Annotated in this window: 26 protein-coding genes; 7 read left to right on the top strand and 19 right to left on the bottom strand. The window is 39.7% G+C overall.

Annotation, left to right across the window (positions count from 1 at the left end):
* The 14 genes from U1E44_RS05840 to U1E44_RS05905 all read right to left on the bottom strand — a co-directional run.
* On the bottom strand, positions 1–881 hold an 881-nt coding region (locus U1E44_RS05840; RefSeq protein ID WP_322930119.1), incomplete at its 3' end, for a hypothetical protein.
* Positions 882–1,012: 131 nt separating this feature from the next.
* Positions 1,013–1,273 carry a Txe/YoeB family addiction module toxin gene (locus U1E44_RS05845; RefSeq protein ID WP_322930120.1) on the bottom strand — a complete coding sequence of 87 codons (261 nt, stop codon included), beginning with the start codon at positions 1,271–1,273 and terminating at the stop codon, positions 1,013–1,015.
* Positions 1,274–1,522, bottom strand: a complete 249-nt coding sequence (locus tag U1E44_RS05850) for a type II toxin-antitoxin system Phd/YefM family antitoxin (protein WP_322930121.1) — start codon at positions 1,520–1,522, stop codon at positions 1,274–1,276.
* 294 nt (positions 1,523–1,816) lie between these two features.
* Positions 1,817–2,005: a hypothetical protein gene (locus U1E44_RS05855; protein WP_322930122.1), complete on the bottom strand. Its 189-nt coding sequence runs from the start codon at positions 2,003–2,005 to the stop codon at positions 1,817–1,819.
* 3 nt (positions 2,006–2,008) lie between these two features.
* Positions 2,009–2,173 carry an addiction module protein gene (locus U1E44_RS05860; RefSeq protein WP_322930123.1) on the bottom strand — a complete coding sequence of 55 codons (165 nt, stop codon included), beginning with the start codon at positions 2,171–2,173 and terminating at the stop codon, positions 2,009–2,011.
* Between the two features lie 115 nt (positions 2,174–2,288).
* Positions 2,289–2,612 carry a DUF5615 family PIN-like protein gene (locus U1E44_RS05865; RefSeq protein ID WP_322930124.1) on the bottom strand — a complete coding sequence of 108 codons (324 nt, stop codon included), beginning with the start codon at positions 2,610–2,612 and terminating at the stop codon, positions 2,289–2,291.
* Positions 2,596–2,841, bottom strand: a complete 246-nt coding sequence (locus tag U1E44_RS05870; protein WP_322930125.1) for a DUF433 domain-containing protein — start codon at positions 2,839–2,841, stop codon at positions 2,596–2,598. Before U1E44_RS05870 ends, U1E44_RS05865 begins: the two co-directional genes overlap by 17 nt.
* 468 nt (positions 2,842–3,309) lie before the next feature.
* On the bottom strand, positions 3,310–3,891 hold the full coding sequence (locus tag U1E44_RS05875) for an REP-associated tyrosine transposase (RefSeq protein ID WP_322930126.1): 582 nt from the start codon (positions 3,889–3,891) through the stop codon (positions 3,310–3,312).
* 157 nt (positions 3,892–4,048) lie between these two features.
* Positions 4,049–4,645 (bottom strand): hypothetical protein, encoded by a 597-nt coding sequence (locus tag U1E44_RS05880; RefSeq protein ID WP_322930127.1) that lies wholly within the window; start codon positions 4,643–4,645, stop codon positions 4,049–4,051.
* 672 nt (positions 4,646–5,317) lie between these two features.
* Positions 5,318–5,842, bottom strand: coding sequence for a hypothetical protein (locus U1E44_RS05885; RefSeq protein ID WP_322930128.1), 525 nt, complete (start codon positions 5,840–5,842; stop codon positions 5,318–5,320).
* Positions 5,835–7,151, bottom strand: coding sequence for a hypothetical protein (locus tag U1E44_RS05890; protein ID WP_322930129.1), 1,317 nt, complete (start codon positions 7,149–7,151; stop codon positions 5,835–5,837). The genes U1E44_RS05885 and U1E44_RS05890 overlap by 8 nt, the downstream gene beginning before the upstream one ends.
* Positions 7,152–7,186: 35 nt before the next feature.
* A complete protein-coding gene (locus U1E44_RS05895; RefSeq protein ID WP_322930130.1) occupies positions 7,187–7,663 on the bottom strand; it encodes a c-type cytochrome in 477 nt (158 codons plus the stop codon).
* Positions 7,664–7,708: 45 nt separating this feature from the next.
* Entirely contained in the window at positions 7,709–8,671 is a 963-nt protein-coding gene (locus tag U1E44_RS05900) for a YheT family hydrolase (protein WP_322930131.1), read from the bottom strand.
* Positions 8,672–8,821: 150 nt separating this feature from the next.
* A complete protein-coding gene (locus U1E44_RS05905; RefSeq protein ID WP_322930132.1) occupies positions 8,822–9,793 on the bottom strand; it encodes an NAD(P)H-dependent flavin oxidoreductase in 972 nt (323 codons plus the stop codon).
* A 116-nt stretch (positions 9,794–9,909) separates the two neighbouring features.
* Between U1E44_RS05905 and U1E44_RS05910 the strand changes: the two genes are divergently transcribed.
* The gene (locus tag U1E44_RS05910; protein ID WP_322930133.1) at positions 9,910–10,386 is read left to right on the top strand and encodes an acyl-CoA thioesterase; all 477 of its coding nucleotides are present in this window, start codon (positions 9,910–9,912) and stop codon (positions 10,384–10,386) included.
* On the opposite strand, the gene U1E44_RS05915 is transcribed toward U1E44_RS05910, so the two are convergent.
* Together U1E44_RS05915 and U1E44_RS05920 are read right to left on the bottom strand one after the other, a co-directional pair.
* Positions 10,370–11,263 (bottom strand): DMT family transporter, encoded by an 894-nt coding sequence (locus tag U1E44_RS05915; RefSeq protein ID WP_322930134.1) that lies wholly within the window; start codon positions 11,261–11,263, stop codon positions 10,370–10,372. The genes U1E44_RS05910 and U1E44_RS05915 overlap by 17 nt on opposite strands.
* The gene (locus U1E44_RS05920; RefSeq protein WP_322930135.1) at positions 11,260–11,616 is read right to left on the bottom strand and encodes an arsenate reductase family protein; all 357 of its coding nucleotides are present in this window, start codon (positions 11,614–11,616) and stop codon (positions 11,260–11,262) included. The genes U1E44_RS05915 and U1E44_RS05920 overlap by 4 nt, the downstream gene beginning before the upstream one ends.
* A 346-nt stretch (positions 11,617–11,962) precedes the next feature.
* On the opposite strand from U1E44_RS05920, the gene U1E44_RS05925 reads away from it, so the two are divergent.
* Both U1E44_RS05925 and U1E44_RS05930 read left to right on the top strand, forming a co-directional pair.
* Positions 11,963–12,403, top strand: a complete 441-nt coding sequence (locus U1E44_RS05925) for a hypothetical protein (protein WP_322930136.1) — start codon at positions 11,963–11,965, stop codon at positions 12,401–12,403.
* A gap of 105 nt (positions 12,404–12,508) precedes the next feature.
* Positions 12,509–13,102 (top strand): 3-keto-disaccharide hydrolase, encoded by a 594-nt coding sequence (locus U1E44_RS05930; RefSeq protein ID WP_322930137.1) that lies wholly within the window; start codon positions 12,509–12,511, stop codon positions 13,100–13,102.
* 5 nt (positions 13,103–13,107) lie between these two features.
* Here the strand turns inward: U1E44_RS05930 and U1E44_RS05935 are convergent, their stop codons facing one another.
* Entirely contained in the window at positions 13,108–14,148 is a 1,041-nt protein-coding gene (locus U1E44_RS05935; protein WP_322930138.1) for an endonuclease/exonuclease/phosphatase family protein, read from the bottom strand.
* A gap of 242 nt (positions 14,149–14,390) precedes the next feature.
* Between U1E44_RS05935 and U1E44_RS05940 the strand changes: the two genes are divergently transcribed.
* The 3 genes from U1E44_RS05940 to U1E44_RS05950 all read left to right on the top strand — a co-directional run bounded on the left by U1E44_RS05940 (position 14,391) and on the right by U1E44_RS05950 (position 19,454).
* Entirely contained in the window at positions 14,391–17,123 is a 2,733-nt protein-coding gene (locus U1E44_RS05940; RefSeq protein WP_322930139.1) for a hypothetical protein, read from the top strand.
* Positions 17,124–17,209: 86 nt separating this feature from the next.
* On the top strand, positions 17,210–18,589 hold the full coding sequence (locus tag U1E44_RS05945; protein WP_322930140.1) for a DUF5689 domain-containing protein: 1,380 nt from the start codon (positions 17,210–17,212) through the stop codon (positions 18,587–18,589).
* Between the two features lie 91 nt (positions 18,590–18,680).
* Entirely contained in the window at positions 18,681–19,454 is a 774-nt protein-coding gene (locus tag U1E44_RS05950) for a nitrilase family protein (RefSeq protein ID WP_322930141.1), read from the top strand.
* Here U1E44_RS05950 and U1E44_RS05955 read toward each other — a convergent pair.
* Positions 19,441–21,054, bottom strand: coding sequence for an Ig-like domain-containing domain (locus U1E44_RS05955; RefSeq protein WP_322930142.1), 1,614 nt, complete (start codon positions 21,052–21,054; stop codon positions 19,441–19,443). The two genes, U1E44_RS05950 and U1E44_RS05955, sit on opposite strands and share 14 nt — an antisense overlap.
* A gap of 53 nt (positions 21,055–21,107) precedes the next feature.
* Positions 21,108–21,809, bottom strand: coding sequence for a ComF family protein (locus U1E44_RS05960; protein WP_322930143.1), 702 nt, complete (start codon positions 21,807–21,809; stop codon positions 21,108–21,110).
* A gap of 29 nt (positions 21,810–21,838) precedes the next feature.
* Here U1E44_RS05960 and U1E44_RS05965 point away from each other — a divergent pair, with 29 nt between their 5' ends.
* Complete coding sequence (locus tag U1E44_RS05965; protein WP_322930144.1) at positions 21,839–22,735, top strand: hypothetical protein; 897 nt, start codon at positions 21,839–21,841, stop codon at positions 22,733–22,735.

Below are 22,735 nucleotides of genomic sequence, written 5' to 3' on the forward strand. Positions count from 1 at the left end.
ACAAGTCGGTATGATTTTAAATGATCTATTGTTTTATTTCTTTGGGCTGTTCTGGCAAAGGGAGTAAATTCAATATCTCCCCTATATCCTGTTTCAGTTCCTAGGTGGACCTTTTCCCAATTATCAATATTGACAATTTCTCTGGCCAAGGCATCACTCATGCACGCCCTGATGTACAGTTTTTCAACATTCTTGCTTATGGCTTCAATCACATTCATTTGGTATGATGCGCCATCGGCCCTGAAAGCATGTATTTTTATGTGCTGCTGGTCGAGCAAAGAGAACATTCTACTTAAGGTTTCAGCTTGCAAAGTCTTGGCGTCACTATTGCCGTTCCTGTTTTCAATGAAAACAATATTTTTATCGATTATGCCAACTCCTGGACAATAGCCGCTTCTGTTCTTATAACTCCAGCGACTGTCTGCCTTGTCGTTAAAAAGCAGGGTATTGTCATAATCTAAAGTAAGTTTCTCATTTATGTTGGACTTAATCCGCTTTAATATTTGAAGATTCAATTTGTTAAGAGGATCATTAATGCTGAATTCATGGGTGCTTACTCCTCTAGGAACAGAAAACCTTTCTTTGGGGAGCGATAACCCTTTAAAGCGCTCCAATATGCGATCCGGGCTGGGAATCTTCATAAATGGATTCTGTTTTAAATGCCGGTTAAAGTTACCTGAAAGATCCTCTATACAATCTCCACCACAAAAATAAATACTCCAAAAAGAGTACAGGATATCCTTCCATTGGTATTTAGATTGGGCAGGTAAAATAGGAAGATTCTCATTGAGAAACAACCCTAGATCAAGGCTTTCTAACTCTTTCAAAACAAAGTTCAAACCTCCAAATGGGCTTATGTCTGAAGAATTTATTACTTTCATAATTGGTATTTGATGCAACACCAATTTAGGTGAAAATACCCAAACCGCAAAGTATTTGATATCAGATCTTTGCGGTTATTATTTAATTAAACATGCGGATTTATGGTGCAAATCCCAGCTATCGGGGGATTTTACTTTCCGTAATGATAACGACAAGCTGCTATCAAGATTTGTTCATTATCGTATTTATAAACCAATCGATGTTCCGATGTTATTCGTCTTGACCAATAACCTTGCAAATCTCCTTTTAAAGCTTCGGGTTTTCCGATGCCATCAAAAGGTGTTCGCATACAAGTTTTAATCAGTTCGTTAATTCGTTTTACTATTTTCTTATCCACTTTCTGCCAATACAAATAATCTTCCCAAGAAGAAGTGGACCACGTTAATTTCATCTATTCGATTAAGTCTTTTTCCTTACCGTTTCCTGCTTCCAGTTCCTTGATAGCGTTTAATAAAATATCTCTGTTTTTTCCTGTTAGCAGATACGTGGTTTCCTTAAGTGAGTTGTATTCATCCAATGATATTAAAACGAGGTCTTTACCGTTTTTACGCTTGATAACGATATCACTTACATCGTTGACCACTTTATCGAACCAATGCTTTAGATTTGAACGAAAGTCTGTATAATTTACTGTTTCCATAGTGCAAAGATAACTAAAAGTACTTAAAAAAGTACTTTTTGCGTACTGTTTAACTAATTGGATGGAAGTTGTTGACGATTTCGCATAAGTTTTCCAAATCGTCTTCTACATGTTTTTTCGGTGGAACTTATGTGCGGATGTCCAGTGCAATTGGCACGAATGCGATTAACTAACGCCCCGTTGGACCTAATCGTGTGGATTTATTTCTTCTTCTTTTCCAGATTCTGCCAAGTATTGAATACACAATCACTTTTCCTTTTGTAATTTCGTAAATGACCAAAAACGGAAAACGTTTTATAAAAGCTTCCCGATAGGGTTTTCGTTTTTGTGGAAAGTGTTTTGGACTCGTTTTGATCCTATCAAAAAGGTGTCCAAATGTTCTATAAATTCTTCGCCTAATCCTGTACGTTTTTCTTCGTAATAAAGATAGGCTTCAATGATTTCTAAATTGGCTTCGTCTTTGACCTCCAAAACATATGCCATTATCTAGCTGGCGTTTCTTGCGTTTTGTTTGACTTGTTCCCAAGTAAAGGATTTGCTCTCGCCTTTCAAATGTGCCTCTCTTCGCTTATCTATCATTTGATATTGCTCCTCACTTAATGTAAGTTCCTGCTCATCATTTTGATAACTTTCAGCCAAAGCTTTCATCATTTTTAAAATGATAGGCGAAGCGCCTATTGAACGTCCCGCAAGAGTGGGCAAAGGAACGCGGATTTTTCTTTCGCTCCAGGGCCGTCGGTGGAAGGGCGGCTATTTTGCCCTGGGGCTATTCGATGACGGTCAGTCCCGGCGCTATTTTTCCTTCGAGTAATTTTTCCGTCTTTTCCACAAAGGGCAAGAGGGTCTCGTAACGGGTATCCTTTGCGCCGAACACCAATAAACATACATTATATTTCTCCAAGTTCTGTTGGTGGCTCATGTTCTTGTCCACACTTAACAATACGGTCATTTCCTTTTGTTGCATCTTCCGTAAAAGGTCGCCGTTCTTGATGCCGCTCCAGCCCATTTCGGGCACGGTCAGTACTTCATGGGTTTCACTAAAGCGGTATTTGAGTTTCCTTGGGATGTTCTCGTCAAGCAGCAGTACCATTGTTCGTCTCGATTTCGGTAAGATAGGTCGATAGCAGTTCCAGCACTTTTTGGGCAAAGTTTTTCTTTACCGTCGGGTAATTCTCCAGAAACTCTTGGATGTTGTCGCCCCCCTGCAGATAATCGAACAAGATCTTTATCGGGACCCTCGTGCCCTTGAACACGGGGGTTCCGCCCAACACTTCAGGGGACACGCTCACGTATTTGCCCAAGGCACTTTTAAGGTCCATCTTTTTACTGCTTTGTTGGCGTAAAGATACAATTTCTATTCCATAAGTTTTGATTTTAGGTGGTCGCAATTTGCGACACCCAATTTTTTGGACATCACAAATTGTGATTTCAAGTTTAACCCCCTATTGCAATCCGTGCCGGTAACAAGTCCTAATAAAGCCTCAAAACAGATTTAAAACCAATACATCCAATTCGTTCTCGGGAACTGAAGGATTGCGAAACTTATATTTTCTGCTCATGGATTTAAAAATACAAAAAAATCAGTGCTTTAACCCCGGTACTTTCGCCTCTGTTTTTTAGCTATGTAAGCCCCTGTTCGGATCTACTCATGGACAAGCTGTGCCTATAGTTTACAAACCAGTGATTTTGCACTAAAAAACCACGACTATTGCCGTGGTTTATGTTCAATCCCCCGCTCCCGCCAGTTTGCAACTGGTGGCGGCTCAGCAAAGGAATTAAAACTATACTTATCCCAAAAAACCAATGTCATCAATTTTCAAAACGGTATGGTCTTCGGCAAAATTCCGAGCACTGCTGTATTTCCATTGTGTTGGTTCCGTAACAAAACCCGCCTCAACTGGATTGTTGTGTATGTAATCTAATTTTTGTTTTATCACGGCCGTACTCCATAACTCTATCGGCTTATTGTGGTGTTGCCAAAATTGGTATTTTGAAATATTGCCTTTTTTTTTGCCCGCTCTTTCAAACATCCAAAGCAACCATTCCCTTCGGCACCGCTCAGGACATGCTTTTCTACTCTCTTGAGGATTTTCTTCTATTGCTTTCAAAACTTTTTTTGATGTATGTTTTTTGAAATCACGCAAAACACCTGAAGGATCGTCATCGGCCGACCTGAATATTAAATGGACATGGCTGGGCATAAAGCAATAGGCAAATACCTGCATGCCTTTTTCTTTTCTACAATAATTCAGGCTCTCTTCAAGAATGCCTAAATAAGGTTGCCGGGTAAAAACATCTATCCAATAAACCGTGGCAAAGGAAACAAAATAGGTACCGACCTTGTTCTTAAATTTGTAGTTTCTGCTCACACCCTAAAAATACGAAAAGCTACAATGTATTATTATAGCTTATGTTTTTTCTGGGGTTCTTACTCGGTACGCCACCAGTTGCAAACTGGCGGGAGCGAGCTCCCCGCTGGCGCGAGCATCTTGCTCGTGCCAAACCCATGATATAGCTTCGTTACCGTCATAGTTCCATCATGCCCAAGTGCATACCTTCATTATCAATTTTTAAAACCGTTTCATCTTCTGCATAGTTTCTAGCACTGCTATATTTCCAGTCTATGGGGTTGGTAACGAAACCGGCCTCAACAGGATTGTTGTGTATATAATCAATTTTTTGTTTTATTACTTTACCACTCCACAATTCTATTGGCTTATTATGTTGCTGCCAAAACTGCCTTTTACTTACGTTGCTTTTCTTTTTACCAGCCCTTTCCATCATCCAAAGCAACCATTCTTTTCTGCTTTCTTGTGGGTTGTCTTCAATTGCCTTTATCAATTTTCTAGCCGTGAAACCCTTGAAATCCCTTAACAGACCCGAAGGATCTTCATGGACTGACCTGAAAACAAAATGAACCCTTCGTCTTCGCTCAGGGCAGGCATGGCTCGGCATAAAGCAATAGGCTAATACCTCCATGCCTTTTTCAGCGCGACAATACGTTACCGCTTCTTCTAAGATTGAAAAATATTCCTGTCTTGTAAAAACATCCAACCAATAGACTGTTGCAAAACTTACAAAGTAAGCCGCCGTAGGGTTTTGAAACTTGTATTTTCTGCTCATACGATTCTAAAAATACAAAAACCAAGATATTTATTTCGTGGCTTATTGCTTATTTATATTTCTAGATTCTTGTCGCTCACTCTTGACGGCACGAGCAGAAAGATGCTTGCGCTAGCGGGGGTGCTTGCCGTTTTTATCTTCTCTTGACGGCACGAGCAGAAAGATGCTCGCGCGAGCGGGTGCATAAAGCAGTACGCAAAGACCTCCATGCCTTTTTCTTTTCTACAAAAATTCAGGCTCTCCTCAAGAATGCCTAAATAAGGTTGCCGGATAAAAACATCTATCCAATAAACCGTGGCAAAGGAAACAAAATAGGCACCGACCTTGTTCTTAAATTTGTAGTTTCTGCTCACACCCTAAAAATACGAAAAGCTACAATGTATTATTATAGCTTATGTTTTTTCTGGGGTTCTTACTCGGTACGCCACCAGTTGCAAACTGGCGGGAGCGGGGGAGTATAAATTAACTTATACAGACGTCAGTAATCCAGATTATAACTTTATAATTGGAATGACTTTCAATGTTGATATTATTTCGACTGAAAAAAATACCTATAAATACTCGGCATACAATGAAAACCGTAAAATTACTGGTGAACTCGTCAAGATAGAATAAATCATAAAGCCACCTTACTAGGTTAGGTAAGGTGGCTTTATTGAAATTGCTATAAGTCTACCAAGCTATTTCTTCTATAGTAGCATACTGAGCTATTGTATTTATCTCATTTTCATTAGATATCTTCATATAAATATAAGATCCCTCTTTTCGTTCTCTAATCAAAAAATCATACTGGAGGCTGTCATTAGTAACTATTCTCAAATCGTAGCTTCGCTTGCCTTCACCAAACATTGGGCTTAAAACATAAATTGGTCTTGCATTTTTTAAAAAACTTAATGTCTTAACCTGATCTCCATCTAATGAGAGTCTTCTTTCTATACCCCTCGGCTCTATTTCCGTAATTATAATTTCTTTAATGTTTGAAGCTGAGAGTTCATCGAAGCTTTGAAAAAACCTTATTCTTTTATCTAATGAGGTAGAATCAAATTCCAACCAACACATTACTAATGCTAGTACTGTAAAGGAAAATCCCAGAACTCGCTTCCACTTGCTTTTTTTCAAAACAGTTAGTATACCAAATATTAAAAATATTAACGGTAAAATAAAGTTGCTAAAATAATGTGTTACAACGTTAATCATTTATAGTAAAAGCATCTTTGATTTTTTCATCTAATACACTGTTTGAAGATGTAGACATATTTCCAGTATTCGTTGGACCAGCACTCCAGCCAAAATTACTTTTAGGACCTAAGCCTACACCGAACCCTACATATTCTTTAGTTTGCATCAAATTGAAGTTCAATGAAAGGTTCTTTTTCAAAGGGATAGTGAAACTACCATTATTTTCACCACCTTCAAAATCACTTCTTTGAAGAGTTCCATCAAATGCATAGAAAAAATTAATACCTCCTTCAATATCAACCTTTCTGTTCGAACCACCTTGTGATATTTGAGGTCCCAAAGAAGTTCCAATACCGAAGTTAGGTGCATCAACAGAATTTCCCATAAACAAAGATTTTGTTCCTGTATAGTCGCCAGAGGATTGAACACCGGATGCGCCGAACAGCTCAACATTACCCCCAGTATAGATTTCGATACCGTCCGGAGCAACAAAATCTAGTGCATCAACTACTGTACTACCTGCTACACTTGCTAAATTTCTAGGTAAATTTTCAAATTCATTTTGAGCTCCTGCCAACCCGTTTGATAGTCTTTGTGCATCTCTAACACTAATTTCCCCATCAGAAATATTTGCTCCTTGGCTTTGAGCTAATTGATCTTTTGCAGTACCCGCTCCAGTATAATAATCATATAAATCAGTGAACCATTGTTTTAATTCCGCCCCTTCAAGTTCAACCCCCATTCCCATTTTATTCTCCTGGAACGCATAGGTAGAATTATAGGCATAGCTTTCTGCTAAAGGGTCCACCTGCCAGAACCTCCCTATCGACGGGTCGCTCATACGATATTTCCATTCGTGTGTATTCAGTCCAAGGTCCTCGGTAAATTCCTGTCCCTGATAGGTCATCAGATCGTTCTTTACGCCGTAGGATACGTTGTTATATCCTTTATGCTCCAATCCGAATGGATAGTAGTTCTGCTCCCTTCGTATCTCAGAGGCTGCATCGATGTTCCCGTCGTTGTTGTCGTCCGAATAGGTCAACCTCGTATTGCCCCAAATATCGGTATAGCGATAAACATATTGCCAACCGTTTCCATCGGGTTCTATATACCCTTCCGGTTGTGATATCTGTTTCAAATCGCCGTTCTCATAGACGTAATTACCCGCATAGTCCGTGGTTGCCCCCGTGCTCACTGTTTTCCTCATTCTGGTGCCCGTTGCGTCGTAAATATACGAAATATTTTGTCCGGCTATGGTCACTTGGGTGGGCAAATTCAAGTGATTATAAGTAATATTGGTAATCCCCTTGTTGGCATCGGAAGTCATGTTGCTATTGGTGTCGTAATCCGTATCTCAAAAGCCTAAAAGGTTCTTAGGTATTCGGCTACTGCTCTGGCTTCCGCTTCGGTAAATTGAAAATTGAGCATTACAGCATTATTGTATTCCTTTAGCAGGGCCTTGGCTATGGGATCTTCCTTGATCATCCCATCGGGGTTTAGAATCATATTCATTACCCACTCCGGACTTCTACGATCAAAAACACCGGCCAAGGCTGGGCCTATCAATCGCTGATTCGCCATATGACAGGCCACGCAGGTTGTGCTGTATTTTTCTTGACCCTTGGCGGCCAGAGCAGCATCTATTTCTGCATCGAAGCTTACAGACTTTACAGGCCCTACACCTTTATTGTTCATGTCAATTGGGATTTCTATGGCTTCTGCCATTTCTACCTTAACTACCGGTTTAGGACGCTTCATTACAAATCCTTCTTTCTTTTCTTTCAAATTACAACTCAACAGAAACGTGCCGATTGCTAAAACGAGAATTCCTTTTTTCATTTTTAAATTGGTTTAGTCAGTATTAAAAAATCATATGAAGTAGCTTTAAAGTACTTCTTTTAAAAATTCGATTGCCCTTTGTTCGGTGTACGTACTATTTTGGGTTCCGTAAAAACCTACATGACCGCCATAATTGGGCATTTCTAGGTACAATTGGTCGCTCTTTTCAGAAATTCCTAACGGATAACATTCTTTTCCTAAAAAAGAATCGTTTTTCGCATTTATCAAAAGTACAGGAATCTTAATGGCACTTAAGAACTGCAAGCAACTGCATTTCTCGTAATACTCCAAGGCATTAGAAAACCCGTGCGCTTTACTGGTGTACACGTCATCAAAATCCTTTAATGTCCTAATACTGCTTAAGGCATCTTTACTTATTTTATGAGGATAAAGGGTCTGTTTTAGGGTTAACTTTTCAACTAAATGTGTCTTAAATCGTCTGGCGTAAAGCCAATTCTTGGGTTTTAACAACTGTAACAGGGAGCTGTGTAAATGGCAGGGTACAGAAACTGCTACGGCTCCCGTTATTTCTTTCGGCAATTTTCGCCCTTCGCCCAAATACTTTAGAGCCAAATTACCCCCTAAACTAAAGCCTTTAATAACAATGTTGCTATAGGATTTGGTTTCCAAAATATAGTGAATCACAGCTTCCAAATCTTCTGTAGCTCCGGAATGATAGGATCTAAACAAGAGATTGGGCTCCCCACTGCACCCTCTAAAATTTACGGCGCAGGCATCATAACCCATCTTATTGAATTGCTTGGCGCTTCCTGTAATATAAGGACGTTGGGCAGAACCCTCTAACCCATGAAGCAAAATAACCACTTTTGAAGTGACTTCTTTGGCAAAACTCCAATCCAAATCTAGAAAATCGCCATCCGGCAAGGGTATGCGCTCTCGTTCTTGAAGCAGTCCGGTCACCTTTCGTAAAGTACCGGCATATATGGTAGCCCAATGACCGTTTCTAAATAGTAAAGGCGGATTATAGGCAGAGGTCACTAGTGGCATTATTTCATAGATCCTTTAGCAATGAAAATCCATAACCTGCCAAAATGGTAAAGGCGAGGAATCTTAAAAAGACAACAAAGACACTTCTATAAAAAATTTTAATGCGCAATTTTATATTATTTATTGTACGCTACTTTTGGAGAGGAAATCCTACTTAGGATAAATTTCCAATAATTGAAACTGTTTGGTCACAGCTTCCTTAAACTCAGATTTTAAGGAGGCCACCAAAGCCTCCACAGGAACTACATTGTTTATAATAGCCACCCCTTGGCCGGCAGACCAAATGGTTTTCCATGCCTTAGCTTCTGTATTTAATTCCTTTCCAAAATCTATTTTTACCTCTTTTTTTAAATCATCGTCGGAAATTCCGGCAGCCTTAAGGCTTGCTCCAAGAAAATTGGCATGCACTCCTGAAATAGCTGCGGTATAAACAACATCGCTGGCACCGGCGTCTACAATCATTTTGCGGTACGCTTCAGGGGCATTGCTTTCGGATGTATTTATAAATCGAGTGCCCATATAGGCCATATCGGCACCCATTTGCATGGCCGAGGCAATATCTCTACCGGTGCTGATGCAACCGGACAGGATAATGATTTTATCAAAAATTTGTTTTATTTCGGATACTAAAGGCATTGGATTAATGGTCCCCGCATGCCCCCCTGCCCCGGCGCTAACCAAAATAAGACCATCTACCCCCGCCGCTGCCGCTTTTTCGGCATGTCTTTTCTTAATAATATCGTGAAACACCAACCCTCCGTAACTGTGAATGGCGTTTACTACCTCGGATACAGCTCCCAAAGAAGTGATCACCAAAGGCACTTTATGCTTCACACAAATTTTAATGTCGGCCTCTAATCTTGGATTTGTAGGGTGCACGATAAGGTTAACCCCAAAAGGAGCAGGTTTTTTTCCTGTTTCTTGCTCAAAAATGTCTAAGGCTTCTTTAATTTCGATCAACCACTCTTCAAAGCCATCGCTAGAGCGCTGATTAAGTGCAGGAAAGGTGCCGACAATGCCATTTTTACAGCACTCAATAACCAACTTAGGGCCGGAAATGAGAAACATAGGGGCAGCAATAACAGGCAAGCTAAGGGCATTTATAAAATCGGGCTTACTCATTTGATGTATTTTGAAGGACTTAAATATACTATAATTTAAAAGGATAACACTTACCTCTTTCCAAAACTAATTGTAATTTTGAAATTAGTATGCATGCATAACAAATAATTTATTCTATGTTTTTAAAAGAGTTCGAAATTCGGTGGAGTGATTTGGACGCCAACCGACATTTAGCCAATGCGTCTTACCTCAATTTTATGGCGCATACGCGAATGGATTTTTTACATTCGCTAGGCATGAATTTGCAGATCTTAGCCGATATGCAAATTAGCCCCGTGGTATTTCATGAACATATTTACTATTTTAAGGAGGCTTTTCCGGGAAAGCCCTTAACCGTTTCCCTAGAGATTTTAGGGTTAAGTGCCGATGGGATGTTTTTTGAATTTCTGCACAATTTCTACGACAGTAATGGGCGTAATTTGGCACACTGTGAAATGATGGGCGCTTGGATAAACACCAACACAAGAACATTATCTCCACTTCCTGAACCCTTGTTAACGAAGTTCCAAAGCCAAGAAAAAGCTACCTCCTTTAAAGTGCTAACCAAAGCAGACACCCGAAAATTTTTTAAGAGACCTATAGACTTGGTTTAGGTCTTTTGCTGGCCAAATAAATGCCGGTTAAAACCAAAATTGTGGCCACTATTTTTAGGGTGGTCAGCGAATCTTTTCCGGTAAATACGGCAAACAGTATCCCTATAAGAGGCTGCAGATACACAAAAGCACTTACCGTAGAGGCTTTTAGCTGGGTAAGGGCAAAAACATTGAACAAATACGTCAAAAACGTGGTTCCCACCACCACAAATAGTATAGAACCAACAATATCTATAGGTATTTTGGACCACATTATGGCTTCTACCTGAGCATAAGCCACGGGAAAGGTAAGGAGAACTCCTAGTGTAAAAAGCCATTTCAGCACCGTAAAAGGATGGTACTTTTCAATCATCTTTTTTATCAAAATAAGATACGTGCCGTAACAAATTGAATTTACAATAAACAGAAGGTTTCCCAACGGAATATTTGGCGCATCTTGCCGAACCTCCGCGCCAAACACAATAAGGGTTACTGCGCCTATAAATCCTATAAGAATACCAGTAGCTTTTTGCAAGGTGATTTTCTCCTTTATCAACAATGCCGATAGCACGATCACCATGATGGGCGTTGTAGTTACCAAAACCGAACTGTTTATGGGAGTTGATAGTGAAAGCCCTTTAAAAAATGCCAACATATTTACGCAAGCTCCTAAAGTGGCGCATACCGCTAGGCGACCCCAATCTTTTTTGACTATTTTTTCCTTCGGAACAAAAAAAGACAGTAGCCAAAAAAGGACAGCAGCGCCAAGAACCCGTAAAAATATAAAGCCGTAAGGTTCTACATAAAAGGGCATAACCCCTTTGGCTATGGTATGGTTTAAGCCGTAAATGGTAGTGGCTCCTATGGCTGCCAAAATGGCGAGGGTTCGTTTACTCACCGATGCAATGCTTCTTTGGCTTTCGTTACTTCTTTCTGGCTGTTACCTATAAAAATAGCATCTGCTACTACGATTATTGGTCTTTTTAAAAAAGTATAATGCCCTAGAATTAAGTCCTTATAATCATTTTCAGAAAGGGTTTTCTCTTTTAAATTTTGCTGGGTATACAAACGTGCTCTTTTACTAAAGAGGGCCGCATAGCTTCCTACTATTTTTTTGAGTTCTTCTAATTGGGAGGCTGTTATGGGGCTTTCCTTTACATCTTGCAGCACAATCCCTTCTAATGGCTCTAGTGCCTTAAGCACTTTTTGACAAGTAACGCAGGTGCTTAAATAAAATATTTTTTTTGTCATGTGTTTTCAAATTTTATGGTTTGCTGAAAAATGAAGAAACTTAAAATGTATACGCTTTTCATATGCCAATAATGGGCAAAGAGTCCATGGTGGGGATTACTCACTTATCAAAAAAATTTAAGTACAAAGAAACCCATTTCTTTGGAAATTCCCTAGATATACCGCTAGCAATACGGCTAAAATATTAGGGAGTACTGTGCGTTCGCTCATAAAATACACAATAACACTAAAAAATAGCGTCCTTACAGAAAATTGGCGTTAGAAAGTCCTTTTGTAACAATCGTAAGGGCAGTATTCTTTTTATTTTAAAATTCATTACTTTTAACCCAATCAAAAAAGAAAACTTATGTATCAAACTATACAAGTGCTACATTCTTATTTGGCCTATGTGGTATTGGCTGTATTGTTTTTGGCCGTTGCCAATGCTATTATTGGCCTTGCCGGCAAAAAAATATTTACTTTAGAAAAAGACTTTCGCATTAGTCTTTTTGCGTTGATTCTTTCTCATATTCAATTATTGGTAGGCCTTCTGCTTTATTTTATTTCTGCCAACGGGTTTCAGGCCATACAAACCTTAAGTATGGGTGGCCTTAATGCTGCGGCGCGCTTGCTTGCAGTAGAACATCCGTTTATTAATATAATTGCGGTTGTACTTATCACTATAGGTTGGTCTCGGCACAAAAAATTTATGGAAGGAGATAAAAAATTTAAGAGTATTGCGCTATTCTACGGGTTGGGTTTGGTGCTTATTCTTAGCCGTATTCCTTGGGGGGCTTGGTTAAATTAATTTTATTAACCATTCTAAAATAAGAATAATCTTATTAAGACGGTTTTTTGAGACACTGCGCCATCATTGAATTACACAAGTAAAACTTCAATCAAAACTATATCAATGAAAAACATTTTTGTTATTGCTTTATCCTTAATACTGCTGCCCTTAACGGCTCAGGAAAAAGAACTTTTTAACGGTAAAGATTTAAGTGGGTGGACGGTTTACGGTACAGAGAAATGGTATGTAGAAAACGGCCTATTGGTATCCGAAAGCGGTCCTGATGCGGAATATGGTTACTTGGCAACCGATGAACATTACCAAGATTTTGATCTGTTTTTAGAGTTTAAACAAGAAGCCAACGGCAATAGTGGCGTATTTATACGCTCTACGGTAGAGGATACCAAGGTAAGTGGTTGGCAGGTAGAAGTGGCTCCTAAAGGCATGCATACCGGTGGCGTGTACGAATCTTACGGTCGTGGATGGCTCATAAAACCAGAATCTGAAAAGGAAAATGCGTTAAAGGAAGGTGAGTGGAACCAAATGAAGATTCGGGTTAACGGCAACCAACTTACTTCTTGGCTAAATGGTACCGAAATGGTGACGATCACCGATGAAAAAATTGGAGCCGGTGTGGGAGCCATTGCCTTGCAAATACACGATGGTGGAGGCATTAAAGTAAAGTGGCGAAATATTAAAATTATACAGCCGCAGTAGCGAGATTAATTTCTTTTTTTAATCACGTATAAATAGACCGGAAAATGGTCGCTATAGCCGCCCACATAGGTGCCGCCGGCATAGGTGCGCAACGGATATCCTTTGTACTGCCCTTTAGGGTCTATTAAATATGAGGGGTTATATATTCCTGCTTTCCAAAAGGAATACGTGGTTCTATCGGGATTTATAAAATTTGAGGTGAAAAATAGCTGATCAAAAAGATTCCATTTATCTCTATAGGCTAAGGAGCCAATTCCTTTTTTATGCATGGCTTCCATGGGATTAAACAAATCCTTTTCAGTAAGCTGCTTTGAATTTCCTTTTGTTTTTAGGATTTTTTTAAAACTATCGTCCGTTGGGTCATCATTAAAATCACCCATTGAAATGATTTTTGCGGAAGGTTCAATTTTTTTGATAGAATCAATTATTTTTTTGTTCAGTCTCGCTGCGGCAAGGCGATTGGGCTTACTCCTAATTTCTCCACCGCTGCGGGAAGGCCAGTGGTTTACTATAAAATACAGCAGCTCATCATCGAGTAAACCGCCTACCACCAGCTGGTCTCGCGTATGTTTTTGTTCCTCATCTATATTGATTAACAGCAGCCCGTGTTTCTGAAAAGTAATGGGTATAAAGGCTGCCCTTTTATAGATTAAAGCCACATCTATACCTCTAAGATCAGGGGAATCAAAATGGACAATACCGTAATCGCTGTTTTGCAAATACGGGTGTTGTACTACATCGTCTAGCACTTTTCTATTTTCAACTTCACAAACCCCGATAATGTCCGGAGCTGTTTTGGTAATATCCGAACCTATTTCCGAAAGTACCTGAGCAATATGTGTTACTTTTTTCTTATACCTTTCTAACGTCCACCGATCCTTTCCTTCAGGGGTGCGATCCTCATCAAAAATTAAGGTGTCGCGTACGGTATCAAATAAATTCTCGACATTGTAAAATGCAATCGTACGAATTTGGAAGGTGTCAGACAGCTGTCCATGTGTCCAAAGCGGCAAAACATAACACAAAATAAGACATAAATATTTCATTATAAGAACTTTATCTAATTACAAAAATAAGCGCTATCGCCCTATATGCTTTATATTTATTCATTTCATAGGGTGGAAGCGGTTCTCATGGTTAAAATAATTCCTTCTATGAGGGCATCATATATATTTTTATTAACACGGTTTTATTTACAATTTTTAACGTGCTTATTTCAATAATACAGATATTTCTTCACACAAAAAAGAATATTTTTTATATTGTAATACAATAACGGATTATTATTATGGTACGAAAATTAATTTTTGTACTCCTCCTAACCTTTACCATATCGGTAATAATGGCTCAGGAACCATCTGTGGTTTTGGGCATTCTTAGCGACGCCCATACAAAAACCCCTTTAAGCAGAGCCCTCATTCAACTAGAAGGAACACCGGTAATCGCTACACCACAAAGCAATGGAGATTTTAGACTAGAAACGAACCTAAAGGGGCCGTACATTCTTCGCATTTCCCTTAAGGACTATATTCTTAAACGTATTCCTGTTAGTTTAGAAGGTACTGAGGTTCGGTTAGGAACTATTTATCTGGAGCGTGATATTGCTGTTGAAAAAGCAGATAATTTAATCACCTTAACCGACGACGATATTGCAGATGATGAAGGCACTTCCATAGCGACCGGACTTTTACAAGCCACACGGGATGTGTTTTTGAGTAGGGCTGCCTTTGATTTTGGTCAGGCTTTTTTTCGGGTAAGAGGATATGACTCGCAATATGGCAAAGTCCTGATCAATGGCATCACAATGAACAAACTTTTTGATGGCCGACCACAATGGAATAATTGGGGAGGTTTAAATGATGTAACCCGATATCAAGAATTTACCCATGGATTACAGGCATCCGATTACACCTTTGGAAACATTTTAGGTGCAACCAATATCGATACCCGACCATCCCGATTTCGACCGGGTATTCGGTTGTCATCTTCGGCCTCGAACAGAACGTATGCAGGGCGATTAATGACAACCTATAATTCTGGTCTTCAGGAAAATGGATGGGCCTTTAGCCTATCGGGTTCTAGAAGATGGGCGCAAGAAGGCTATATCGATGGCACGTTGTATGACGCCTATTCTTTGTTTGCTTCTGCAGAATATCAATGGAGTGCGCAACACAGTTTGCATGCAACCGCTTTTCTGGCTTCAAATCGCAGGGGACGTTCTTCCGCACTTACCGAGGAGGTTTTTGAAATAGCCGGCAGGACTTATAATCCGTATTGGGGCTTTCAAAACGGAGATATTCGTAATTCTAGAGAGCGACGCATTCTAGAACCGATTGCCATGCTGAACCACTATTATACTTCTAAAAATTTTAGTTTAAACACGGGGGTTTCTGTACAATTCGGTACAAATGCCCGAAGCCGATTGGGTTTTTTTAATGCTCCAAATCCCGATCCTACTTATTTTAGATATTTGCCGAGTTTTTATATTAACAGCCCCATCGGAGCCAATTTTATAAGTGCCAATCTGGCTCGAGAGGGTTTTCTTGAAAATCCACAACTAAATTGGAGCAATGTCTATAGCGCCAATGCCGATGAAAAAGCGGCTTATGTGTTTTATGACGATGTTACCGACGATACCCTCTTTTCTGTCAATACCCTTGCAAATATAAAGATCAACACTAACGTGCAAGCAGATTTTGGGGTCACCTACAGAACACTTACATCCCGTAACTTTGCCGAGATTCAAGATTTGATGGGAGCATCCTTTCATGAAGACATAGATCCCTTTTCGGATACTAAAAATGATAGCAATGGGTCTATTTTTAAAAGTACCAATGAAGCTTTTAGTTATAATTTTAAACTAGATGCCAGCACAACAGAAACATTTGCCCAATTGCGATTTACCTATCCCCGATGGGATGGTTTTATATCCGTAAGCTATAACAACACAGTATACCAGCGTAATGGCTTATTTCAAAACGAACGCTTTCCGGATAATTCACTTGGCGAAAGCGAGGCCATTAGTTTTTCCAATTTTAGCGCTAAAAGTGGGTTCAGCTATAAATTAAATGGCCGGCATTGGGTCCAAATGAATGGTGCTTATTTGCAAACCCCGCCCGTTTTACAAAATGTGTTTATAAACCCTAGAGAAAACAATCAGCAGGTTCCCGATATTCAAAGCGAAAAAATTTCGACTGTAGACGTAAACTACTTTGTACGACTACCCGCCATAATGGCACGGCTAACTGCATTTTATACCCGTTTTCAAAAAACTACAGATATCAACTTTTTCTTTGTAAATGCCGGTGTGGGATCAGATTTTGTTCAAGAAGTAATAACTGATCTGGACAAATTACACAAGGGAGTAGAACTCGGAGTGGAATACCAAATATCGCCTTCCGTAAAACTTAGCGCCGTGGCCGCCATTGGATCCTATACATTTGCAAGCGACCCATTGGTAACCATAAATTTCGATACAGCCGGAGCAGAAGAAGATGTGCTCGATCCCGAAGGAAACATTAATTTGGGCATTGCCAAAATTAAAGACCTAAAACTTGCCCAAGGCCCACAAAAAGCCTACGCCTTTGGCATAGAATACCGCGATCCAAAATACTGGTGGGTTGGCATGACCGCTAATTATTTGGCCGACAATTATGCGGCCATTTCAACCATTACTAGAACCTCAAGTTTTTCTATAAATCCCGAAACCGGGCAACCATTCCCGGATGCTACGGAAGAACGTATAGCCCAATTATTGCAACAAAAACCTTTAGACGATTTTTATCTTTTGAACTTGGTTGGGGGTAAATCTTGGTTGCGTAACGGAAAATATATTAGTGTTTTTGCCAGCATCAACAATGTTTTCGATACGGTTTTTAGAACCGGAGGTTTTGAACAAAGCAGAAATGGAAATTTTGGACAACTACAGCAAGACAATTTAAGTGGTACACCCTCCTTTGCTCCAAAATATTGGTACGGCTATGGCCGTACTTATTTTTTGAATGTGGCGTATAGTTTTTAAAATAAAATGCGCAGTTAAGATTATAGATCTTCCAATAATAGGCAATTTAAAAAAGGATAATCGGTATGTTGTAAATAGTTGAAAGCATGAAAACCAAGAAATTTTTACCTTTAAAAATTATTGTTCTGGTATGGGGAATACTGGTTTTAAGCAACTGCGTTAAGGATCGCAATTTTGATGCGCCGGAAATTGACTGTGCGGAAAACCTTCAACCCACTGCAACCTTCAGTGATGTTAAAAATTTGTTTGACGGTGCCACCGTTCAAATTCAGGAAGATATTGTTTTGGAAGGGTACATCGTGTCATCGGACCGAGCCGGAAACTTTTTCAACACCCTTTATTTTCAAAACAGTCCGGAAAATGCAACTGAGGGATTTCAAATCGACATTGATCTACGAGATTCTCATCTTTTTTATGGCTTAGGTCAAAAGGTGTATTTTAAGCTACAGGGTCTGTATTTAGGACGTACCCGAGGTGCATTTAAGTTGGGTGGTATCTTTACCGCTTTCGGGAATCTTTCCGTTGGCAGGCTTCCGGCTACGGTACTGCAACGCCATCTTTTTGTGGCTTGCGAAGAACCGGCTCTAGTAAGAGCCCGAGAAACCACCATAGCGGCACTGGAAGACAGCATGGTGCATACCTTAATTCAATTAAACACCCTAGAATTTCTGGAAGACGAAATAGACCTCCCATTTGCTTTGCCGCAGGAGGAAACTAAACGAACGCTAATAGATTGCAATGATAACACCCTGACACTTCTAAACAGCGGCTTTTCCGATTTTCAGGCCAACGTACTCCCCCGGGGCAATGGAAGCATTACGGGTGTATTATTAAAAGACAACAACACCTTTCAATTGGTCATTCGCGATACAGATGATATCCTTTTCAATGACGAACGCTGTCCCGAAATTATAGACGAATTTACGTCGGAGCACCTATTTATTTCGGAACTTGCCGATCCGGATAACAATGCAGGAGCACGTTTTGTAGAATTGTACAATGCAGGTACAGCAGCTTTGCCTTTAAAAGGATGGCGGTTAAACCGATATACCAATGCCAGCACTACAGTGAGTTCCAGTATAGATCTGTCCGATTTTACAATAGAAGCGGAACGTACTTTTGTTATTTCGCCCAATGCATCCGACTTTGAAACCATTTATGGATTTCCCCCGGATCTTGGCGTAGGCACCAATAGTCCGGCAGACTCTAACGGCGATGATAATCTGGAATTAGTGGATCCCTTTGGTGTTGTTATTGATAGGTTCGGTGTTATTGGGGTCGATGGTTCCGGAACCAACCATGAGTTCGAAGATGGCCGCGCATTTCGGAGGATGGAAATTACGCGTGGCAATCCGCTGTATACTTTTAGCGAATGGATGATCTATAATGATACCGGTGATGCCGGAACCATTAATTCGCCCCAAAACGCACCGGAAGATTATTCGCCGGGAGAAAGAGGCCTGTAAAAATGCATCTCCTATTTCATACTGCGCTGTAGCTACGAAATTTCACTTTTTAAAGCTACTTAAAATCGGTACTCTTTTGTAGCTTTGGTAAATGAATACGGAATTGCATATTGCGCTATTACAATCTGAATTGATTTGGGAAAGTCCCCAACAAAATAGGGATGTCTTCACCGAAAAAATAACGGCCTTACCCAAGGATACTGATTTGGTAATTCTTCCGGAAATGTTTACCACCGGATTTACCATGCACCCCGAAAATATTTCAAAAAAAGAAGGGGCAACAACGCTTCATTGGATGCAGACTCTTTCTCAAGAAAACAATATAGCCATAACCGGAAGTGTGGTCTTTTTTGAAGATGGACACTATTATAATCGTCTCCTTTTTGTAGAACCCAATGGAAAAGTAGCGGTCTATAATAAACGTCATACTTTTACATTGTCCGGCGAAGATAAGGTGTATAAGGCAGGTACGGAGAAGTTGATTGTAAATTACAAAGATTTTTCAATTTGCCCTTTAATCTGCTATGATTTGCGTTTTCCTGTGTGGTCTAGGAATGTTGACCGGTATGATGTCTTACTCTATGTTGCCAATTGGCCTAAGCCGCGCATTAAAGCTTGGGATACCTTGTTGCAAGCACGTGCCATAGAAAACATGGCCTATTGCATCGGTGTTAATAGAGTAGGCAAGGACGAAGTTGGACATGAATATCCAGGACATTCTGCCGTTTATGGGGTATTGGGAGAAACTTTGGCATTCGCTACTACAGAAGAAACAATTAAGGTCACTTTAAAAAAAGAGCCATTATCCACAGCTCGGGAAAAGCTAAAATTTCTAGAAGATAAGGATCATTTTAGTCTGGAATAACAAAGGTCTGCTCCATATCCCAATTGGTGCGCACGTCGATAACATCCGGGTAATAGCGCACTTGTTCCGGTTGTATTTTTTGAAGGTAATTTCCGGTATCCCATTTTTGATTGCCATTTTCGTCAAAAATAACACGAAACACATATTTTCCGGCCGGAATAAGGTTAAACTCGAAGCTTTTTGGTTCTGTAGCATAGAGGGTTCGTTTAACCACACCCTTTTCATCGGTCAATTGCAAGATTATGGGATAGGCTACCTTGCCGGCTATGGAGAATCTAAGATTTCCGTAATCGGCATACCCTTTAGTGGCTAACTGGAACTTTAGGGAATCATTAACACTGCCAAAGAAATCGGTTATGGCACCTTCATGTAACGCAAGACTGTATTTTTGGTTGGGAAGTCGCTCAAAATCAATATCGACCTTATTATCAAGGGTATCTAAATGCGCTGTAAACGTTACAGACACGGAATCCTGATCCATGAGCTGTAGTTTGGAAGAATCAAGTGCTACCAGTGGCGTATTGGCCAAAATGGAAAATGGCGATGCAAAGTCTAACGTACCCCTCTGGTTGGCCGATAACACCAAGGTGTCTAAGGGCAGTTTTCTACTTCGAACGGTAAAGGTATCTTTAAGACTCATTTTCTCATTGGTTACTACAAATTGTATAGAATCTGCCTCAAAGGGTGTAAACCAGAAATCTAACGAATCTTTGTCGCGTTGTTTCCTTAGTAGTGTTCGTACGGTATCCGGAAGTGGTACTAAGGGGGCTATATCGATATCTTCCCGGATTCCCTGATAGCCAAAGATTATTTTGTTTTTGGCAGCCAAACTGGGCACGCTTATGGTGTAGTCCGGCACTTCCTTAAATAAATTTAAAAGATAAATAGAATCTGTAGGCAACCTAATAGTATCTGTTAAAAAGGCGATTTTATCTACTTTTTGATCAAACTTATTATTATTCCCCTTGTCCTTTAAGCCGAATAAGGCATACTTCCCTTCTTTAAGATTCTTTAAATGGAAAATGGTAGTGCTATCCAAGGTATTGGTGATGTAGTTGGGTAATTTTTGGTATACGGTAGAATCGGTATACATACTGTCCAGTTCATACAAAAGGACACTAATAAACGTTTCTGCTCTGCGGTTAAAGGCGTCTTTTACGACACCCGATAGGGAAAGAGAATCTATATAATCACCGGTAGAAAAAACATAGGTTAAAAAGCTATTGGGATTTCCCTCGTTATTGTCCACAATACTATACCCAAAGTTAAAGGTATAGGTGGTATTTTCCCTGAGGGTATCCTTAATAAGAATTTCAACAACCTTGCTGGTTCCACCTTGAGGTTTTATTACAGGTGCATAGGTAAGTGGTGGGGAAACAATAAGTTGCTCTTGCACCTTGTTTAGCTTAATATATTCGTCAAAATATAAACGTATTCGTTTTTCTTTAAAATTAATACTCATATTTGGGGGTACTGCCTTTATCAGTTTTGGCGGAATAATATCTTTTATTCCCCCGGTAGGGGTTCCTCTTCTGGCACATTGAAAGAGTGCTGATATTGATAATAAGAGGAACAAGCCTCCCAGAAAACGCTGCAGCATAATATGCTAAATAATAGGTTGCAAAGTAACAACTAATTTGTATAATGCTAAAATTAGATCGTTACGGCCATAGTCGCAATATAAATGGTAACATCTTCGGCTTTTTTGATGGCGCGGGCACAGGATTCTAAGGTGGCACCGGTAGTTAGAACATCATCTATCAATAATACCCTTTTGTGTTGCAACACCGTGGCATCGACGATACTAAAAAGCGCGTTGTGATTTTGCCACCGCCCTAGCCGACTCTTTTTGGTTTGGGTACGTGTATTGGCTGTTTTAAAAAGAATATCGTCTGCATAGTGCGCTTTTAAATGAAACGCCAATCGTTTACCAAACGCACTCACTTGATTGTAGCCTCGTTTCCGTAATTTATGTTTATGAAGGGGTACAGGAATAACGTAATCGATCTCCTTTAAAGTAGAATCCTCCTTTAAAATCTCGCCCCACCAGTTGCCCAAAAAAACACCAATTTCTTGTTGATTTTTGTACTTTAAGTAATGAATTAGCGTTTTAGCAATGCCCTTGGGTGTAAAAAAAAGAAAGGAATTGGCCTTTTTTATGTCTATTCTGCCATAGAAAATACGGTCAACTGGGTTTTCATCGGTAAAATTGTAATCGGTGAGTGGTAATTGATTTCGACAAACGGTACACAATAATCGTTCACCTTTACGCAGGGATGCATTACATCCAAAACACACTGTAGGTACTAGGATGTTGTTGATATCATTTAGTATCTTTGAGAGCTCAGTAAGCATCAAATCTTTACTTTAACCTACAAATTTAAATGGAGCTTCAAGATACGAAATTCAACTATAAAATTATACTTGCTGCCTTGGTGGCTATTATAGTTGGTGTCCTTATTGCATTTTATTACAGCTATGCCCATTCTCAAAGTCAGATTATTTTTCTTGAGCAAGAAAAAGACCTATTAATTAAGGATTTAACCATTGTACGTGCCGATGTGGATCGTTTATCGGCCTTGAATGAAGTGAACGAAATTGAACTTCAGGATTCCCGATTTCGCATACAACAATTGTTAGATTCTGTGGGCAGACTCAGTTTTTCGGTAGATAAACTACGGGATTATAGAAGAGAAATGCGCATTTTACAAGCCAAAAATGATAGTCTAAAACTCAATAATAATTACCTGAAGTATAACAATATGCTTCTTACCAATAAATACGAAGAAACTCGAAAAACGATAGAAGAACTTCGGGGAAAAAGTAGTTCATTGGCAGAAGCGGAGGCCTTGCTTCGACGAAAAAATTTAGAACTTAGTCGCGAACTAAAAACTAAAAATTATTTAAGCCTCGATAATGCCGAAGGCAGTGGTTTTAGGCTACGATCAGACAGGCCTATTAAAACCACAAAAGCATCGACCATAGAAAAATTAAGGGGTTGTGTCACCATTATGAAAAATCCCAATGCCGTTGCGGCAGAAAGGGTAATTTATCTTCAATTTTTAAGTCCCAACATGCGTATCATAGAAGACAATGCCAATGTAATATCCGTGAACGGAAATACATACAGCAAGCGTGTAGAGCTTATTTTTACAGGCGACGAAATGAGTGTCTGCGATTTTATTACCATTCCCGAAGGATCCTTACCCGAAGGCACGTATACCCTAAATGTTTTTGAAGACGAAAAATTATTGGCTTCATCTGAATTTCAGTTAAAATAA

The sequence above is a fragment of the Aurantibrevibacter litoralis genome (assembly GCF_034651555.1).
In the GTDB taxonomy this organism is placed as follows: domain Bacteria; phylum Bacteroidota; class Bacteroidia; order Flavobacteriales; family Flavobacteriaceae; genus Aurantibrevibacter; species Aurantibrevibacter litoralis.

Coding starts and splice junctions, on each gene's coding strand:
- U1E44_RS05845 (WP_322930120.1), bottom strand. CDS start 1,273: ATGAAATTAACGTGGTCCACTTCTTCTTGGGAAGATTATTTGTATTGG.
- U1E44_RS05850 (WP_322930121.1), bottom strand. CDS start 1,522: ATGGAAACAGTAAATTATACAGACTTTCGTTCAAATCTAAAGCATTGG.
- U1E44_RS05855 (WP_322930122.1), bottom strand. CDS start 2,005: ATGGCATATGTTTTGGAGGTCAAAGACGAAGCCAATTTAGAAATCATT.
- U1E44_RS05860 (WP_322930123.1), bottom strand. CDS start 2,173: ATGATGAAAGCTTTGGCTGAAAGTTATCAAAATGATGAGCAGGAACTT.
- U1E44_RS05865 (WP_322930124.1), bottom strand. CDS start 2,612: ATGGTACTGCTGCTTGACGAGAACATCCCAAGGAAACTCAAATACCGC.
- U1E44_RS05870 (WP_322930125.1), bottom strand. CDS start 2,841: ATGGACCTTAAAAGTGCCTTGGGCAAATACGTGAGCGTGTCCCCTGAA.
- U1E44_RS05880 (WP_322930127.1), bottom strand. CDS start 4,645: ATGAGCAGAAAATACAAGTTTCAAAACCCTACGGCGGCTTACTTTGTA.
- U1E44_RS05885 (WP_322930128.1), bottom strand. CDS start 5,842: ATGATTAACGTTGTAACACATTATTTTAGCAACTTTATTTTACCGTTA.
- U1E44_RS05890 (WP_322930129.1), bottom strand. CDS start 7,151: ATGACTTCCGATGCCAACAAGGGGATTACCAATATTACTTATAATCAC.
- U1E44_RS05895 (WP_322930130.1), bottom strand. CDS start 7,663: ATGAAAAAAGGAATTCTCGTTTTAGCAATCGGCACGTTTCTGTTGAGT.
- U1E44_RS05900 (WP_322930131.1), bottom strand. CDS start 8,671: ATGCCACTAGTGACCTCTGCCTATAATCCGCCTTTACTATTTAGAAAC.
- U1E44_RS05905 (WP_322930132.1), bottom strand. CDS start 9,793: ATGAGTAAGCCCGATTTTATAAATGCCCTTAGCTTGCCTGTTATTGCT.
- U1E44_RS05910 (WP_322930133.1), top strand. CDS start 9,910: ATGTTTTTAAAAGAGTTCGAAATTCGGTGGAGTGATTTGGACGCCAAC.
- U1E44_RS05920 (WP_322930135.1), bottom strand. CDS start 11,616: ATGACAAAAAAAATATTTTATTTAAGCACCTGCGTTACTTGTCAAAAA.
- U1E44_RS05925 (WP_322930136.1), top strand. CDS start 11,963: ATGTATCAAACTATACAAGTGCTACATTCTTATTTGGCCTATGTGGTA.
- U1E44_RS05930 (WP_322930137.1), top strand. CDS start 12,509: ATGAAAAACATTTTTGTTATTGCTTTATCCTTAATACTGCTGCCCTTA.
- U1E44_RS05935 (WP_322930138.1), bottom strand. CDS start 14,148: ATGAAATATTTATGTCTTATTTTGTGTTATGTTTTGCCGCTTTGGACA.
- U1E44_RS05940 (WP_322930139.1), top strand. CDS start 14,391: ATGGTACGAAAATTAATTTTTGTACTCCTCCTAACCTTTACCATATCG.
- U1E44_RS05945 (WP_322930140.1), top strand. CDS start 17,210: ATGAAAACCAAGAAATTTTTACCTTTAAAAATTATTGTTCTGGTATGG.
- U1E44_RS05950 (WP_322930141.1), top strand. CDS start 18,681: ATGAATACGGAATTGCATATTGCGCTATTACAATCTGAATTGATTTGG.
- U1E44_RS05955 (WP_322930142.1), bottom strand. CDS start 21,054: ATGCTGCAGCGTTTTCTGGGAGGCTTGTTCCTCTTATTATCAATATCA.
- U1E44_RS05960 (WP_322930143.1), bottom strand. CDS start 21,809: ATGCTTACTGAGCTCTCAAAGATACTAAATGATATCAACAACATCCTA.
- U1E44_RS05965 (WP_322930144.1), top strand. CDS start 21,839: ATGGAGCTTCAAGATACGAAATTCAACTATAAAATTATACTTGCTGCC.